The sequence below is a fragment of the Porphyrobacter sp. AAP82 genome (genome assembly GCF_000331285.1).
In the GTDB taxonomy this organism is placed as follows: Bacteria; Pseudomonadota; Alphaproteobacteria; order Sphingomonadales; family Sphingomonadaceae; genus Erythrobacter.
In genome coordinates this window covers 152,334-167,577 of sequence record NZ_ANFX01000013.1, presented here as the reverse complement: position 1 = coordinate 167,577, position 15,244 = coordinate 152,334, and the positions used below count along the sequence as shown (strand labels likewise).

The 15,244-nt window shown below is 67.8% G+C and carries 15 protein-coding genes; 6 read left to right on the top strand and 9 right to left on the bottom strand.

Going from position 1 to position 15,244, the window contains the following annotated elements; translation table 11 throughout:
• Positions 1-228: 228 nt before the first annotated feature.
• Positions 229-507, bottom strand: coding sequence for an integration host factor subunit beta (locus D620_RS0103935; protein ID WP_017664490.1), 279 nt, complete (start codon positions 505-507; stop codon positions 229-231).
• A 207-nt stretch (positions 508-714) separates the two neighbouring features.
• Positions 715-1,059, bottom strand: coding sequence for a GntR family transcriptional regulator (locus D620_RS0103930; RefSeq protein WP_233991958.1), 345 nt, complete (start codon positions 1,057-1,059; stop codon positions 715-717).
• A 309-nt stretch (positions 1,060-1,368) separates the two neighbouring features.
• Here D620_RS0103930 and D620_RS0103925 point away from each other — a divergent pair, with 309 nt between their 5' ends.
• The 5 genes from D620_RS0103925 to D620_RS0103905 all read left to right on the top strand — a co-directional run bounded on the left by D620_RS0103925 (position 1,369) and on the right by D620_RS0103905 (position 6,937).
• Positions 1,369-2,913, top strand: coding sequence for a peptide MFS transporter (locus D620_RS0103925; protein WP_017664488.1), 1,545 nt, complete (start codon positions 1,369-1,371; stop codon positions 2,911-2,913).
• A gap of 91 nt (positions 2,914-3,004) precedes the next feature.
• The gene (locus D620_RS0103920) at positions 3,005-4,432 is read left to right on the top strand and encodes an amidohydrolase (protein WP_017664487.1); all 1,428 of its coding nucleotides are present in this window, start codon (positions 3,005-3,007) and stop codon (positions 4,430-4,432) included.
• Positions 4,429-5,745 carry an amidohydrolase family protein gene (locus tag D620_RS0103915; RefSeq protein ID WP_017664486.1) on the top strand — a complete coding sequence of 439 codons (1,317 nt, stop codon included), beginning with the start codon at positions 4,429-4,431 and terminating at the stop codon, positions 5,743-5,745. Before D620_RS0103920 ends, D620_RS0103915 begins: the two co-directional genes overlap by 4 nt.
• 17 nt (positions 5,746-5,762) lie before the next feature.
• Positions 5,763-6,233 carry an FKBP-type peptidyl-prolyl cis-trans isomerase gene (locus D620_RS0103910; RefSeq protein ID WP_017664485.1) on the top strand — a complete coding sequence of 157 codons (471 nt, stop codon included), beginning with the start codon at positions 5,763-5,765 and terminating at the stop codon, positions 6,231-6,233.
• Between the two features lie 26 nt (positions 6,234-6,259).
• Positions 6,260-6,937: an NnrU family protein gene (locus tag D620_RS0103905; RefSeq protein WP_017664484.1), complete on the top strand. Its 678-nt coding sequence runs from the start codon at positions 6,260-6,262 to the stop codon at positions 6,935-6,937.
• A gap of 188 nt (positions 6,938-7,125) precedes the next feature.
• Here the strand turns inward: D620_RS0103905 and D620_RS0103900 are convergent, their stop codons facing one another.
• The gene (locus D620_RS0103900) at positions 7,126-7,923 is read right to left on the bottom strand and encodes a crotonase/enoyl-CoA hydratase family protein (protein WP_017664483.1); all 798 of its coding nucleotides are present in this window, start codon (positions 7,921-7,923) and stop codon (positions 7,126-7,128) included.
• A 123-nt stretch (positions 7,924-8,046) separates the two neighbouring features.
• On the opposite strand from D620_RS0103900, the gene D620_RS15690 reads away from it, so the two are divergent.
• A complete protein-coding gene (locus tag D620_RS15690) occupies positions 8,047-9,084 on the top strand; it encodes a VacJ family lipoprotein (protein WP_017664482.1) in 1,038 nt (345 codons plus the stop codon).
• Positions 9,085-9,087: 3 nt separating this feature from the next.
• Here D620_RS15690 and D620_RS0103890 read toward each other — a convergent pair whose 3' ends face one another.
• The 6 genes from D620_RS0103890 to purH form a co-directional block, all read right to left on the bottom strand.
• Entirely contained in the window at positions 9,088-9,675 is a 588-nt protein-coding gene (locus D620_RS0103890) for a hypothetical protein (RefSeq protein ID WP_017664481.1), read from the bottom strand.
• Entirely contained in the window at positions 9,668-11,611 is a 1,944-nt protein-coding gene (gene dxs, locus D620_RS0103885) for a 1-deoxy-D-xylulose-5-phosphate synthase (RefSeq protein ID WP_017664480.1), read from the bottom strand. The genes D620_RS0103890 and dxs overlap by 8 nt, the downstream gene beginning before the upstream one ends.
• Positions 11,612-11,800: 189 nt before the next feature.
• Positions 11,801-12,280: a Fur family transcriptional regulator gene (locus D620_RS0103880; protein WP_017664479.1), complete on the bottom strand. Its 480-nt coding sequence runs from the start codon at positions 12,278-12,280 to the stop codon at positions 11,801-11,803.
• Positions 12,281-12,389: 109 nt separating this feature from the next.
• On the bottom strand, positions 12,390-13,070 hold the full coding sequence (gene msrA, locus D620_RS0103875; RefSeq protein ID WP_017664478.1) for a peptide-methionine (S)-S-oxide reductase MsrA: 681 nt from the start codon (positions 13,068-13,070) through the stop codon (positions 12,390-12,392).
• Between the two features lie 4 nt (positions 13,071-13,074).
• On the bottom strand, positions 13,075-13,272 hold the full coding sequence (locus D620_RS0103870; RefSeq protein WP_017664477.1) for a hypothetical protein: 198 nt from the start codon (positions 13,270-13,272) through the stop codon (positions 13,075-13,077).
• 363 nt (positions 13,273-13,635) lie between these two features.
• Positions 13,636-15,237, bottom strand: a complete 1,602-nt coding sequence (purH, locus tag D620_RS0103865; protein ID WP_017664476.1) for a bifunctional phosphoribosylaminoimidazolecarboxamide formyltransferase/IMP cyclohydrolase — start codon at positions 15,235-15,237, stop codon at positions 13,636-13,638.
• Positions 15,238-15,244: the final 7 nt, after the last annotated feature.

Sequence of the window (15,244 nt, the reverse complement as noted above, 5' to 3'; positions counted from 1 at the left end):
GTTCCCTTCGCTGCGCTACGGGGCACCTGCGGCTCGCGCGCGTGCGCTCGCGGTTGCTACGCAACCGAAATCAGTGCCTTACCGTAAGAGTCGCGCTGACTCGGCCCGCCAACGGACGGGCCGCAAGGCCGCCCGCAGGCGCCCCGGACCCCGGCCTTGAGCCGGGGGGAGGGAACGGCGCCGAGGACGTGCCCGCGGAGGCGGGCACGCAGAACAGCAACTCTCCCCCTACTTGTTCAACCGCTCGCGGATTTCCTTGCCGGCCTTGAAATAGGGCACACGCTTTTCCGGGACGTCCACCGTCTCGCCGGTGCGCGGGTTGCGGCCGCTTCTCGCCTCGCGCTCGCGGGTCGAGAACGCGCCGAAGCCGCGCAGTTCCACCCGGCCGCCCTCGGCGAGCCGCTGCGCTATCTCGTCGAAGAAGATGTCCACCACCTGCTCGATCTCGTCAGCGCGCAGGTCTGGGTTGTCCTTGTGCAATTCCTGCAACAATTCGGATCTGATCATACCGATCTCCCGACGCCACGCACGGCCCGACCATGCTGACGCCGCTATGCGGGTTACCCCGTCGTTTCTCTTACTCGCCTCCGACCCGTGAGGCTGCCCCTTTAATCCCAGGCATGCGAGTTATGCAATCCCGCCGCCTGAAATTGCATGCAAAGTGTCACATTGCGGGATGAAGCGCAACCTACAGGGATGTAAGTTAGGAATTTGTCAGGAGACGATCACAAGATCCGCCGGATCGAGCCCCAGCCGCGCCATCCGGCTGCGGATTTCGGGCCATTCCTCGCGCAGGAAAGCCTCGCGCTCGGCGGCGCGCAGGCGTTCGGCCGCGCCGCGCACGACATACATGCCGACCCCGCGCTGCACTTCGACAAGCCCGTCGTTCTGGAACTGCTGGTAGGCCTTGGCGACGGTCAGCGGATTGGCCCCCTGTTCGGCCGCGAGCGCCCGCACCGAAGGCAGCATCGCGCCTTCCGGATAGGCCCCGTCGATGATCGCCGCGGCAATCTGGTCGCGCAGCTTCAGATAGACGGGACGATTGGGGTGCGCGCTCATGGGGTGCATCAGTGCCATAATACAGCCATGCGGTCAAGGCGCGGGAGCGCCTTGCGGGGTCCGTGTCTGTGTGCCCGCCTTGCGCGCCCCCGTCCTCGGTGCGGTTCCCTTCGCTGCGCTGCGGGGCACCTGCGGCTCGCGCGCGTGCGCTCGCGGCCCGTCTGTTGGCGGGCCGGGGTCGACCGCACGGCAGCGCGGCGCATTCAGCCGCGGTCAATTGCACCCTTCACACAAGTGAAACACGCGCTAGGGTGCGCGCCCATGGGACCGCGCCTGCGAGAGGGGCGCACTTCAGGGATTCAAACAAGCATGGCTTCACTAGAGCTTCCGCACGGGGACAGCGCCGGGACGATCCTCGGCCACCCCAAGGGTCTGTTCGTCCTGTTCTTCGCCGAGATGTGGGAGCGTTTCTCCTACTACGGCATGCGGGCGCTGTTGATCTTCTACCTCACCAAGCACTGGCTGTTCGACGATGCGCAGGCGGGCGTGATCTACGGCGCCTATACCGCGCTGGTCTACATCACCCCGGTGCTCGGCGGCTATCTCGCCGACAAGTATCTCGGCCAGAGGAAGGCCGTGACCTATGGCGCGGTGCTCTTGACCTTCGGCCATTTCCTGATGGGCTTCGAGGGCAATGGCGGGCAGGACGCGGCGAGCCTCAACATCTTCTGGCTGGCGCTCGCCTTCATCATCGTCGGCTCGGGCTTTTTGAAGGCGAACATCTCGGTGATCGTCGGCCAGCTTTACCCGCGCACCGATGTGCGGCGCGACGGGGCCTACACGATCTTCTACATGGGCATCAATCTGGGCGCGTTCCTCGGCTCGCTGCTGTGCGGCTATCTGGGCGAGACCTACGGCTGGTCCTACGGTTTCGGCGCGGCGGGCTTCGGGATGCTGCTCGGCCTTGTCGTCTTCACCGTGTTCAAGCCGCTGCTGCTGGGCCGCGGCGAGGCGCCGATCGCGCTGTCCAAGGGCCTTGAATGGGGCATCTACGCCATCGGCATCCTGGCGGTCGGCGTGTGCTGGTGGATGGTGCAGAACCAGTCGGTGGTGGGCACGCTGCTTGGCCTCGCAGGTGCGGCGCTGGTGGCTTACGTCCTGTTCACCGCGGTGGTGAAGCTTCCGGCCGAAGACCGTGACCGGATCTTTGCCGCGATGTTCCTGATTGTCGGCTCGATCCTGTTCTGGGCGCTGTTCGAACAGGCGGGCTCCAGCCTCAACCTTTACACCGATCGCTATGTCGACCGCGCGGGCGTGCCCGCTTCGACCTTCCAGTCGATCAACGCCTTCTACATCGTCGCGCTCGCGCCGGTCTTCGCCACCTTGTGGACATGGCTCGGCAAGAAGGGTCTGGAACCCAGCGCGCCGGCCAAGTTCGGCCTTGCGCTGATGCAGCTGGGCGGGGGCTTCCTCGTGCTGGTGGCAGGCGCGGCGACCGGCGAGATGACCCCGGTCGTCTTCATCTTCCTCATCTACCTGCTCCACACCACCGGCGAGCTGTGTTTGAGCCCTGTGGGCCTTTCGGCGATGAACCGTCTGGCGCCTGCGCACATGGCCTCGCTCATCATGGGCACCTGGTTCTTCGCTTCGGCCACCGGCAACTTTGCCGCCGGGCTGATCGCGGCGGCGACGGGTTCGGAAGCGGCCTCGGGCGAGGGTGCGGGCAAGGAGGTGGTGCTCGGCGTCTACAGCCAGATCGGCTGGATCGCGATCGCGGTCGGCATCGGCGTGCTGGTGATCAGCCCGCTGATCCGCAAGCTGATGCACCTCGATACGCTGCGCGATGACAGCATGCAGGCGCAGATCGACGACGTTTTCGGCGACGCCCCGGCGACTGCGCGCCCGGCCGAGTAACCCTCGGCGGACGCTAAATTCGTCCAGCAGGATAGACAAACCTCGCGTTTTCCGTTCCAAAGCAAGTGGAGCGGAATAACGCGAGGTTTGCATGTATCGAGAAACAAAGTGGCGCGCCCGGGCAAGCGCGCTGGTTACCCTGGCGAGCGCGCTGGCGCTGATCGCGGGGGCCACGGTGGCCGAAGCGAAGGACCGCAAGAAGAAGGACGAGGAGGCTGCCGAAGCCCCCGCCTTCGCCGCGATCAAGGCGGGCGATCCGGTCTTCCCCTCGACCTACAAGCCCTATCCCGGCGTCGCCACCGCGATCCGGGGCGCGACGGTCTATGACGGGCGCGGAAAGCGAATCGAGAACGGCGTCGTGTTCATGTCGGGCGGCAAGATCGTCGCGGTCGGCGGCCCCGACACGCCGATCCCCGCCGACATCGCGGTGTTCGACGGCGCGGGCAAGTTCGTCACGCCCGGCATCATCGACATCCACTCGCACCTCGGCAATTATCCCTCGCCCGGTGTGGACGCTCACGGTGACGGCAACGAGGCGACCGCGCCGACCACGCCCGAGGTCTGGGCCGAACACTCGGTCTGGCCGCAGGACCCCGGTTTCAGCCGCGCGCTGGCCAATGGCGGGATCACGAGCCTCCAGATCCTCCCCGGCTCGGCGAACCTCATGGGCGGGCGCTCGGTGACATTGAAGAACGTGCCCGCGCGCACCATGCAGGGGATGAAGTTCCCCGGCGCGCCCTATTCGATGAAGATGGCCTGCGGGGAGAACCCCAAGCGCGTCTATGGCGATCGCGGGCGGATGCCCTCGACCCGCATGGGCAACCTTGCGGTCAACCGCGAGACGTGGCTCGCCGCGATCGACTATGCCAATGACAAGAAGGCCAAGCGCGACCTTGCCAAGGAGACGCTGGTGGGCGTTCTGAAGGGCGAGATCCTGATCCAGAACCACTGCTACCGCGCCGACGAGATGGCGCTGGTGCTCGATATGGCCAAGGAGATGGGCTACAAGGTCGCCGCCTTCCACCACGCGGTCGAAGCCTACAAGATCGGCGATCTGCTGCGCGAAAACGACGTGTGCGCCGCGATCTGGGCCGACTGGTACGGCTTCAAGATGGAAAGCTATGACGGGATCCTCGAGAACGCCGCCTTCCTCCAGCGCGAGGGCGCCTGCGTGGTGATCCATTCGGACGACGCGAACGATATCCAGCGTTTGAACCAGGAGGCCGCCAAGGCGCAGGCCGCCGGGCAGCGGCTGGGGATCGACATTCCCGATGCGACGGTGATCGGCTGGCTGACCTACAACCCCGCCAAGGCGATGGGCCTCGAGACGATGACCGGCAGCCTCGAGACCGGCAAGATGGCCGATGTGGTGCTGTGGAACGGCGATCCGCTGTCGGTCTATTCGCGGCCCGAAAAGGTGTGGATCGACGGTGCGCTGATGTTCGATGCATTGAACCCCAAGACGCGTCCGGTGAGCGATTTCGAGCTCGGCCAGCCCGGTGAAGGAGATGTGAAGTGAAGCGGCTTCTGACCCTCGCGGCCAGCGCTCTGGCCCTCTCCGCCGCCGCGCCTGCCATGGCGCAGGACGTGACCATCACCAACGCCCGCGTCGTGATCGGCGATGGCAGCGACCCGGTCGAGGGCGGCACGGTGGTCGTGACCGGCGGCAAGGTGGTCTATGCGGGCCCGGCAAGCGGCGCCCCTGCGGGCGGCGGCACGCCGGTGGATGCCAAGGGCGCCTATGTCACCCCCGGCATCTTCGCGACGGTGACGACGCTCGGCCTTTCGGATGTCTCGGCGGTGAGCGAGACCGAGGATTCGCGCGCCGCCGCCTCGCCGTTCAGCGCCAGCCTCGATGCCGCCGCCGCGATCAATCCGGTCTCGCAGCACATCCTCGTCCACCGCGCCGCCGGGATCACCCGCGCGGGCACCACCACCGCGCCGACCGGATCGATCTTTGCCGGCCAGGGCGCGATCATCGACCTTGATGGCGATGCGAGGCCGGTGGTGCAGCCGCGCGCGTTCCAGATGGTCGACCTCGGCGAGAATGGCGCGCGGCTTGCCGGCGGCAGCCGCTCGGCCGCCCACGCGCTGCTGCGCGCAGGCTTGCGCGAGGCGCAGGCGCTCGCCGGCAAGACCGGCACGCCCCAGACCACCGAGATCGTCAAGGACGACGAGGTCCTCCTCAGCCGCTTCGATGCCGAGGCGCTGGTGCCGGTGGTGACGGGCAAGCAGAAGCTCTACGTCGCCGCCGAGCGCGCCTCCGACATCCGCGCCGCACTGGCGCTGAAGGGGGAATTCGCGAGCCTCGATCTGGTGCTGGTGGGCGCCGCCGAGGGCTGGCTGGTGGCCGGCGAGATCGCCGCCGCCAGGGTGCTGGTGATCGCCCACGGCCTCAACGATCTGCCCGAGACCTTCGAGCAATTGGGCGCGACCCAGTCCAATGCCGGGCGCATGATGCGCGCAGGCGTGAAGGTCGCGATCAACGCCGATTCGCTCCAGAACCCGCGCCGCTTGCAGCAGGTGGCGGGCAATCTCGTCGCGCTCAACCGGATCCCGGGTGCGGCGGGGATGAGCTGGGGGCAGGCCTTCGCCGCGATCAGTTCGGTCCCGGCCGAGATCAGCGGGATGGGCGGCAAGGCGGGGGTGCTGAAGCCCGGCGCTTTCGGCGATGTGGTGATCTGGAGCGAGGACCCGCTCGAAGCGGGCGCGGTGCCCACCCAGGTCTTCATCGGCGGGATCAGGCAGGACCTCACCAGCCACCAGAGCCGCCTGCGTGACCGTTACCGGACGCTCGACGAGAGCCAGCGGCCCGAGGCCTACGACTGGTGATGCGGGGAGCAGCCCTGTTGACGGCAGCCGCGCTCCTCGCTGCTGCCGCACCAGCCGCCGCGCAGGATCGCCCCGCCGGTCCCGACGCCCAGAACCCCGCGTGGCATGCGCAGCAGCAGCTCTACCTGCTCGCCCTCAAGGCCGAGGACGGCTGGTATGCCGCCGAGGACGGCCTGCGCTGGCGGTGGGTGAAATATCTCGCCGCCGAGGCAAGGCCCAAGGTCTCGGACGTGGTGAGCGTGCATTACGAGGGCAAGCTCATCGACGGGACGGTGTTCGACAGCTCCTATGCGCGCGGGGCTCCTGCCACCTTCCCGCTCGCCCGGCTGGTGCCGGGCTGGCAGATCGCCATTCCGAATATGGGCGTGGGCGAGATCATCGAGATCGCGATCCCCGCCGATCTTGCCTACGGGCCGATCGGGCGCGGGCCGATCCCGGGCAATGCGACGCTTCTGTTCAAGGTGGAATTGGTGCGCATCGGCGGCTAGTCTCCCCTTCCATCGGGGGAGACAGCATGGACGCCAAACTCATCACGCTCGCTGCGGCCAATGCCGCTTTCGTCGGCTCGCACTTCGCCATGTCGCACCCCTTGCGGGCGCCGATGGTCAAGGCCCTGGGGGCAGGCGGCTTCACGCTCGCTTACACGGCGGTGAGCTTTGCGACGCTCGGCTGGGTCGCCCATGCCTTCGCGCTCGCCCCGGGGGCTGACCTGCCGGGCTCGGGCGAGGCGGGCTGGATTGCGGCGAGCGTGCTCACATGGCTTGCCATGGTGCTGCTGGCGGGATCGCTGATCGGCAACCCCGCGCTCCCCACGCCGATGGCGGAAACGCAGGCGCGGGCCGAGCCCAAGGGTGTCTTCCGGGTTACCCGCCACCCGATGATGTGGGGGATCGGGCTGTGGGCGGCCTCGCACCTGATCCTGTTCTGGAGCACCCGGACGATGATCACCGCGCTTGCGATGGGCACGCTGGCGCTGGTCGGCGCGCGGTTGCAGGATGGCAAGAAGGCCGCGCTGATGGGCGAGGCGTGGGGCGAGTGGTCGGGCAAGACGGCCTATTGGCCGCGCCTTGGCGCCCTGCCGCGTGTCGGCGCGGTGCCGCTCGCGCTCAGCACGGCGCTGTGGCTTGCGGGAACCTGGCTCCACCTGTGGCAGGCCGGCATCCCGGCGGGCGTGTGGCGGTGGCTGGGCTGAGCGCCGATTGCGCGTTCAGCCCGATGAAGCGTCTCACCTTGCTGCGCGACATCGCCGGGGGGTAGCCGGGTCCGGCCTCCACCGCATCGCGCAGTGCGATCTTGCGGCCCCGCCGATCGGCGGGCACCTGCGCGGTGAGGGTGTCGAGCGCCTTGTCCGGATTGGCCGGGACGTGCTCTGAGGCCCGATCACTCTCCGGTAAACACCGCGCCCCGCTTTTCGATCAGCGCGGCGACGCCTTCGGCGTGGTCGGCGGTGGTGTGCATCATCGCCTGCGTGTTCGCGGCAAGCTCGAGCGCGGTGTCGTAGGAGGTCTGCTGGCCCTGGCGCAGCAGGTTCTTGGTGTGGCGCAGCGAATGCGGGGGGAGCGCCGCGATCCTGTTCGCCAGCGCGCGCGCCTCGTCCATCAGCGCATCGGCGGGCACGACGCGGCTGACGAGGCCCCAGTCCTTCGCGGTCGCGGCGTCGATCACGTCGCCGGTGTAGAACAATTCGGCCGCGCGGCTCATCCCGATCACGCGCGGCAGGATCCAGGTGCCGCCATCGCCCGGAATGATCCCGAGCTTCAGGAAGGTCACCCCGAACTTGGCGGCTTCCGACGCGATGCGGATGTCGGCGAGGCAGGCGACATCGCACCCCAGGCCGATCGCCGGGCCGTTGACCGCCGCGATCACCGGCACGCGGATGCCATACAAGGCGCGCAGCATCAGGTGGATATTGTCGCGATACCCGTCCGAGATCGCCGGCGTGGTGCCGCCGAAGGTGCCGGTCTTGTCGCGCATCGCCTTGATGTCGCCCCCGGCGCTGAAGGCACGGCCCGCGCCGGTCAGGATCACCACGCGGCACTCCATATCGCGGTTGATCGCATTGGCGACACTGACGAACGCGTCGCCATCGCCGGGCGCGCCGAGGGGGTTCATGCTCTCGGCACGGTCGAGCGTGAGGATCGTGACAGGGCCTTCGCGGGTGATCTGGATCAGGGACATGAGGGTCTTTCGCGGCTATCGTTGGCTGTTCAAGCTGGCGTAAAGGTCGAAGGGGTAAAGGGCAAGAAACGTGGAAGACGCGCGCCCGGGCGGGGAGGCAAAGGCGCAGGAGAAAGGAATGCCATGCCCGGGTTTGTGCTGCTTGCGACCTCGCCCGCGCTGATGAGCGCCGCGATCGGCTACCCCTTGCCCGATGCCGATCCGGCCACGCCGCCGCATATCGCGCTCGATCCCGGGGTGTGGAGCCTTGCCGGCGAAGCCGAGACGCCCGAGCGGCGCGCCGTGCTCCCGCTGGGCTGGAGCCTTGCCGCCGCACAGGATGCAGCGCGAGACCAGCCCCCGCCCCCCGATGGCGCGCCGCCGGTCGGCGAGATCGTCGTCGAGGGCGAGGTCGGTCCGCCCAAGAGCGATCCGGCCGAGGCGATCAACGAGGAAAGCTACCGCGTGACGCAGGCGGTCGATGCGGCGGTGGTCGAGCCGGTCGCCAATGCCTACCGCGATGCCCTGCCCGATCCGGTGCGCGATGGCCTCGGCAATGTGGTGCGCAACCTCGGCGAGCCGAGCGTCGCCCTCAACTTCCTGTTGCAGGGCAAGGTCGGCAAGGCAGCCGAGACCCTCGGGCGGCTGGCGATCAATTCGACGCTGGGTGTGGGCGGGCTGTTCGATGTCGCGGAAAAGCGCGCAGGCCTGCCCTATCGCCGCAACGGGTTTGCCAACACCATGGGTTTCTACGGCATCGGATCGGGACCCTACCTTTACCTCCCCGTGACCGGCGCGACGAGCCTGCGCGATCTGGTCGGCAGCACGCTCGATCAGGCGCTGTTGCCGGTGGCGGTGGGCGATCCCTTCAACCGGATCGAATATGCCGCGACCTATTTCCTCATCAACGGCCTCGACCAGCGCCTCGCCTTCGACGAGGAGATCGCCAGCATCCGCGCCTCGGACGATCCCTACCGTCTGCGCCGCGAGACCTACCTCGCCCAGCGCCGCCGCGACATCGCGCAGCTGAAGGGCGCGCCGATTTCGGAACGCGACCGGATGTGGCTGGAGGAGCTGGAGGCGCTGAAGGCCGAAACCGGAACCGCACCCCCGCCCGAAACTGCGCCCCCGGTCGAACCGCCTGCCAATCCGGACAGCCTCGCCGTCACCCGAACGCGCTAGGGTCTAGGGCGCGCCTTCGCCCATGGCCAGCGCCGCATCCTCGAGCGCCCACATCCGTCGGTCGAATTCGGTCGCGGGGCGGTGCGCCCAGATCGCCCGGATCACGGCGTCCACCGGCTGGTCGAGGTGGGTCGTCCAGATCCATACATCGCCGAAGAATTCGCGCGCGCCGCCGCCGTTCAGCTTCCAGATAAAGCGGCGGTGGCGGGTCTCGATCGGGTATTTGGCGGGCTTGAACAGGAAGATCGCAAGCTTGATCATGTCCGGCGAGAGCTGGTCGGTGCGCATCGTCTCGATCGAGCGCAGGGCGATGCGTTTCTCGCCATGCGAGCGCACGTAGAGGCCCTTGCCGTCGATGATCACCTGCGGCCGCCGGTCGGACAGGCGCAAGGCGAGGATGGCGGCGATCCCGCCGAAGAACACCGCGCCAGCGCCCCCCACCAGCAGGGTGAAGGTGCTGCCGCCGGTCGCCGCCATGAACAGGCCTGCCGCGCCCATCCCGGCTGACAGGGCGACCCAGACCAGCAGCCTGGGAACCGAGTAGCGCGCCACGAAAGCCTCGGGCGCGCTCTCCGGCGGCGCGTCAGGCACGCGCCTCTTCGCCCGTCTCGATTCCGGCAGAGTTGTGCTTCAGGGCCTTCAGCACGGTGTCGAGGATCTGCGGCGCGTTCAGCCCTGCCTCGTCATACTGCTTCACCGGATCGTCGTGATCGATGAAGGTATCGGGCAGGCGCAGCGTCCGCACCTTCAACCCGTTGTCGGTCAGGCCCTCGTCGCTCGCGAAGGTCAGGACATGCGCGCCGAGGCCGCCAATGGCGCCTTCCTCGACCGTGACGATCACCTCGTGAGTGCGCATCAGCCTGGCGATCAGCTCTTCATCGAGCGGCTTGGCAAAGCGCAGGTCGGCAACCGTGGTCGAAAGCCCCTTGGCCTCGAGCGTGTCGGCCGCCTTCAGCGCCTCGGCAAGGCGCGCGCCCAGCGAGAGGATCGCGACCTTGTTGCCCCCATTCTTGTTGGCGCGCACCAGCCGGCCCTTGCCGATTTCGAGCTTCACCGGAACCTCGGGCATCGGCACGCCGGTGCCGTTGCCGCGCGGGTAGCGGAAGGCGATGGGGCCCGCGTCATACTCGGCGGCGGTGTAGGTCATGTGGACCAGTTCGGCCTCGTCGGCGGCGGCCATCACCACCATGTTGGGGAGCGTGGCGAGATAGGTGATATCGAAGGAGCCGGCGTGGGTCGCGCCGTCCGCGCCGACCAGCCCCGCGCGGTCGATGGCGAAGCGCACGGGCAGGTTCTGGATGCACACATCGTGCACCACCTGGTCGTAAGCGCGCTGGAGGAAGGTCGAATAGATCGCCGCGAAGGGCCGCATGCCTTCCGCCGCGAGGCCCGCCGCGAAGGTCACCGCGTGCTGTTCGGCAATGCCGACATCGAAGGTGCGGGCAGGGTGCGCCTTGGCGAACTTGTCGACCCCGGTGCCGCTCGGCATGGCGGCGGTGATCGCGCAGATGCGATCATCGCTCTCGGCGAGCTTGGCCAGCGTCAGGCCGAACACGTCCTGATAGGCGGGCGCGGAAGGCGCGCTCTTGGCCTTCTCGCCGGTGACGACGTTGAACTTCGGGACCCCGTGATACTTGTCGGCCGAGTTTTCCGCCGGGGCATAGCCCTTGCCCTTTTCGGTCACGACATGGATCAGCACCGGGCCTTCGGAGGTGTCCCGCACGTTCTCCAGCACGGGCAGGAGGTGGTCGAGATTGTGCCCGTCGATCGGGCCGACATAGTAGAAGCCCAATTCCTCGAACAGGGTGCCGCCGGTCACCATGCCGCGGGTGAATTCCTCGGCCTTGCCGATGGTGTCATGCAGGCGGCGGCTCATCTTCTTCACGGCGCGCGAGGCGAGGCTGCGGATGCCGAGATATTCGGAGGACGACACCATGCGCGCCAGATAGGCCGATAGCCCCCCTACCGGCGGGGCGATCGACATGTCGTTGTCGTTGAGGATCACGATCAGCCGGTTGCCCGCCTGGGCCGCGTTGTTCATCGCCTCGTAGGCCATGCCGGCGCTCATCGAGCCGTCACCGATCACCGCGATCCCGCGGCCCGGCTTGTTCTGCAGCTTGTTGGCGATGGCAAAGCCCAGCGCCGCCGAGATCGAGGTCGAGGAGTGCGCCGCGCCGAAGGGGTCGTATTCGCTCTCGGACCGCTTGGTGAAGCCGCTGAGGCCCCCGCCCTGGCGCAGGGTACGGATGCGGTCGCGGCGGCCGGTGATGATCTTGTGCGGATAGCACTGGTGCCCCACGTCCCACACCAGCTTGTCGTCGGGTGTGTTGAAGACATAGTGGATCGCAACAGTCAGCTCGACCACGCCGAGGCCCGAGCCGAGGTGCCCGCCCGAGGTGCTGACCGCATCGATCATCTCGGTGCGCAATTCGTCGGCGAGCTGGCGGAGCTGTTCGGGCTTGAGGCGGCGCAGGTCGTCGGGAGTGTCAACCTGATCGAGCAGGGGAGTGTAAGGCGATTGTGTCATAACCGCTGGCCTTACACCTGTAAGTCTGGCCTGTCGATGTGAGGTTGAGCGAGATCAAACGCGGTTTGTCGTGGTCTTGCCGAGGACCGTGGCGCTCGGAAATCGCCTTGGTCCGCCCGATCAAGTGCAGCGTGGACGGGGCGCGTCTGCCACCGGCAAGGGCGCGTCAGCGATTTGCCGCAAGTGGCCTCAGGCGCAGGCTTTGCACAGCCCGCGGATTTCCAGCACCGGGCGGGTGGCGCGGAAATCGCGCGCGGCGGCGATGGTGCGCACGGCGCGGCTGACCTCCTCGTCGTCGACATGGGCGGCCTCGCCGCATTCGTCGCAGACCAGGAAGATGCAGTCATGCGCGCAGCCCGGGTGGGTATTGGCGAGGTAGGCATTGGCGCTCTCGACCCGCATCGCGAGGTTGCCCGCCACGAACAGATCGAGGATGCGGTAGACCGAGTTGGGCGCAACCCGCTTGCCGCGCGCGGCGGAAAGGTTGTCGGCGATGTCATAGGCCGAGACCGGGCGCTCGTGCCGGGCCAGCTCGGCGAAGACCGCCTCGCGCATCGCGGTCCACTGCTCGCCGGATGCGACCAGCGCACCCGCGGCTCCGGCGACGAGATCCTCCCCGGCGAGTTCCTTGTGCCGATGATCCCCATGATCGTGCGCGTGCTGTCCCATGCCTGCGAATATAATGAGACTTGCCGTGGAGCGCCAGTGGGGGGCGCTTTTGCTTGGCGGCCACCTTCCGTTTGGGGAGGTCCGCATCGCGCGCCAGCGCTATCGGAAACTAGGACGCGTCCTTGAGGAAGCCCGCCCGGTAGAAGGTCGGATACATGCGCTTCAACGCCGCCACCTTGGGCGCATCCCAGCGCAGGATGTAGCCGTGCTTCGGGTTGTTGAGCATGAAGTCCTGGTGATAGGCCTCGGCTGCATAGAAGGCCTTGTAGGGCTCGATCTTCGTCACGATCGGCTTTGCCCACACGCCCGATTTGCCCATTTGCGCAAGATAGGCCTTGGCGACCGCGCTCTGTTCGGCGTTCATCGGCACGATCGCGGCGCGGTACTGGGTGCCCACATCCGGACCCTGGCGATTCTTCAATGTCGGGTCGGCGACCACCGAGAAGAAGATCCGCAGCAACTGGTCATAGCGCACCACCGCCGGGTCATAGGTGATGCGCACGGCTTCGGCGTGATCGGTGACGCCGCTCGAGACGAGGTCGTAGGACGCGCTCGCCCTGGTGCCGCCGTGGTAGCCGGACACCGCGCTCTTGACGCCCTTCACATGGCTGAACACGCCCTCGACCCCCCAGAAGCAGCCGCCGGCGAAGACCGCCGTCTTGAGACCGGCCGGTTCCTTGGCGACACGGGCGGCGGCGGGGGCGGCGACGGGTTCCTCGGCCAGTGCGGGGCCCGCGCAGGCGCTCAGCGCCAGCGAACCGGCGGCGAGGAGAGCGGCAATCTTGTGCATGGGATCAGCCTTCGACAGGCGCGATCACGAACTCGCCGGAAGGAGCCGGATTGGTGCCGGAGGGGGCGGGCATCTCGGCGGCCTGCGCGGGCGAGGCCACCGCGGCGTTCCAGCCTTCTGCGTGTCCGCCGACGATCAGCACCGCCCCAAGGACGAAACCGATGCCGAAATTGCGGAACAGCTCGGAGGAAAAGAGGCGCATCGGGGGCTCGTGAATCGCGGTGTTTCTCGCCGGTTCCTTGCCCGCTGCCGGATTGCGGCGGGATGAACTGGCGACAGGCCGTATTAGGGACGCAGCCCTATACTGGTTACGGGACGGCTGAAAAATAGTTGCGCTTAAGGGCCATGCGGGCCGAGCCGTGCGGCGGATGCGACGAATGCGGGGGATTGCTTAGCGGGCCCTGTCGCTCGCCCCTCCACCACCTGCGGTGGTCCCCCTCCCCTGAAGGGGAGGACTGGAACGGGCCACAGGCCCGCGAGCGCACGGCGCGGGCCGCAGGTGCTCGCTAGCGAAGCGAAGGAAACAGCACCGAGGATGTGCCCGCGCAAGGCGGGCACACAAACATCAGTGCCTGAAATGCCGCATTCCGGTGAACACCATCGCAAGGCCCGCGGCGTCGGCGGCGGCGATCACTTCGTCGTCGCGGATCGAGCCGCCCGGCTGGATGACCGCGGTAGCGCCCGCGTCGGCGGCGGAGATCAGCCCGTCGGCGAAGGGGAAGAAGGCGTCCGAGGCGACTGCGCTGCCGACGGTGCGGGGGGCGGCCCAGCCGTGGGTTTCGGCAGCTTCCTTTGCCTTGATCGCGGCGATGCGCGCCGAATCGCGGCGGTTCATCTGCCCTGCGCCGATCCCGGCGGTCGCGCCGTCCTTGGCGTAGACGATGGCGTTGGACTTGACGTGGCGCGCGACGGTCCAGGCGAACAGGCAGTCCTTCAGTTCCTGCTCCGTGGGCGCGCGCCTTGTCACCACCTTCAGGTCGTCCGCGCTGATCGCCCCGTTGTCGCGCGACTGGATCAGCACACCCCCGGCGATGGTCTTGAGGGCAAGGCCCCCCCGCCGCGGGTTGGGAAGCTGGCCGCATTCGAGCAGACGCAGGTTCTTCTTCCGGGCGAAGATCGCCTTGGCCTCTTCCGAGACCGACGGGGCGATCACGACTTCGGTGAAGATCGCGCTGATCGCCTCGGCGGTCGCGGCATCGAGTTCGGTGTTGACCGCGACGATGCCCCCGAAGGCCGAGACGGAATCGCACGCCAGCGCCGCTTCCCAAGCGCTCAGCAGCGAAGGCCCTTGCGCCACGCCGCAGGGGTTGGCGTGCTTGACGATCACCACCGCCGGCTCTTGGCCCGCAAATTCCGCTGCCAGTTCGAGCGCAGCATCGGCATCGTTCAAGTTGTTGTAGGACAGCTCCTTGCCCTGCAACTGCGCCGCCTGCGGCACGCCGGCGGTGCCCGCGACCTGCGGCACATAGATCGCCGCCGACTGGTGCGGGTTCTCGCCGTAGCGCAGGGTATCGGCGCGCTTCAGCGCCATCGGCAGCGTCTCGGGGAACAGCGTCGGCTCATCCGAGGCGGCAGGGGAAAAGGCGAACCAGCTCGCGATCGCCGAATCGTAAGCGGCGGTGCGGGCATAGGCCTTGCCGGCCATCCGCGTGCGGAAGGCTTGCGTGGTCGCGCCGCCATTGGCGTCCATTTCCGCGACCAGCGCGGCGTAATCGGCCGGGTCGGTGAGGATCGTCACGAAGCCGTGGTTCTTCGCCGCCGAGCGCACCATCGAGGGCCCGCCGATGTCGATGTTCTCGATCACTTCCTCGCGCGACGCCCCCTTCCCGACCGCAGCCTCGAAGGGATAGAGGTTGACCACGACGAGATCGATCGCGCCGATCCCGTGGGCTTCCATCGCCGCGACGTGCTCGGGATTGTCGCGCAGGGCGAGCAGCCCGCCGTGAACCGCGGGGTGGAGGGTCTTGACCCGTCCGTCCATCATCTCGGGGAAACCGGTGAGGTCGGAGACGTCCTTCACCACGAGGCCTGCATCCCGCAAGGCCTTGGCGGTGCCGCCGGTGCTCACCAGTTCGACCCCGCGCGCCGCGAGGTCACGGCCGAGGTCCGCCAAACCGCTCTTGTCGGACACTGACAGCAGCGCCCGCAAAATCGCACCATCGGCCATGATCGAA

Excerpts from the sequence above, each read along its gene's own strand:
- D620_RS0103935 (WP_017664490.1), bottom strand. The coding sequence starts at position 507 with ATGATCAGATCCGAATTGTTGCAGGAATTGCACAAGGACAACCCAGAC.
- D620_RS0103930 (WP_233991958.1), bottom strand. The coding sequence starts at position 1,059 with ATGAGCGCGCACCCCAATCGTCCCGTCTATCTGAAGCTGCGCGACCAG.
- D620_RS0103925 (WP_017664488.1), top strand. The coding sequence starts at position 1,369 with ATGGCTTCACTAGAGCTTCCGCACGGGGACAGCGCCGGGACGATCCTC.
- D620_RS0103920 (WP_017664487.1), top strand. The coding sequence starts at position 3,005 with ATGTATCGAGAAACAAAGTGGCGCGCCCGGGCAAGCGCGCTGGTTACC.
- D620_RS0103905 (WP_017664484.1), top strand. The coding sequence starts at position 6,260 with ATGGACGCCAAACTCATCACGCTCGCTGCGGCCAATGCCGCTTTCGTC.
- D620_RS0103900 (WP_017664483.1), bottom strand. The coding sequence starts at position 7,923 with ATGTCCCTGATCCAGATCACCCGCGAAGGCCCTGTCACGATCCTCACG.
- D620_RS15690 (WP_017664482.1), top strand. The coding sequence starts at position 8,047 with ATGCCCGGGTTTGTGCTGCTTGCGACCTCGCCCGCGCTGATGAGCGCC.
- dxs (WP_017664480.1), bottom strand. The coding sequence starts at position 11,611 with ATGACACAATCGCCTTACACTCCCCTGCTCGATCAGGTTGACACTCCC.
- D620_RS0103880 (WP_017664479.1), bottom strand. The coding sequence starts at position 12,280 with ATGGGACAGCACGCGCACGATCATGGGGATCATCGGCACAAGGAACTC.
- msrA (WP_017664478.1), bottom strand. The coding sequence starts at position 13,070 with ATGCACAAGATTGCCGCTCTCCTCGCCGCCGGTTCGCTGGCGCTGAGC.
- D620_RS0103870 (WP_017664477.1), bottom strand. The coding sequence starts at position 13,272 with ATGCGCCTCTTTTCCTCCGAGCTGTTCCGCAATTTCGGCATCGGTTTC.
- purH (WP_017664476.1), bottom strand. The coding sequence starts at position 15,237 with ATGGCCGATGGTGCGATTTTGCGGGCGCTGCTGTCAGTGTCCGACAAG.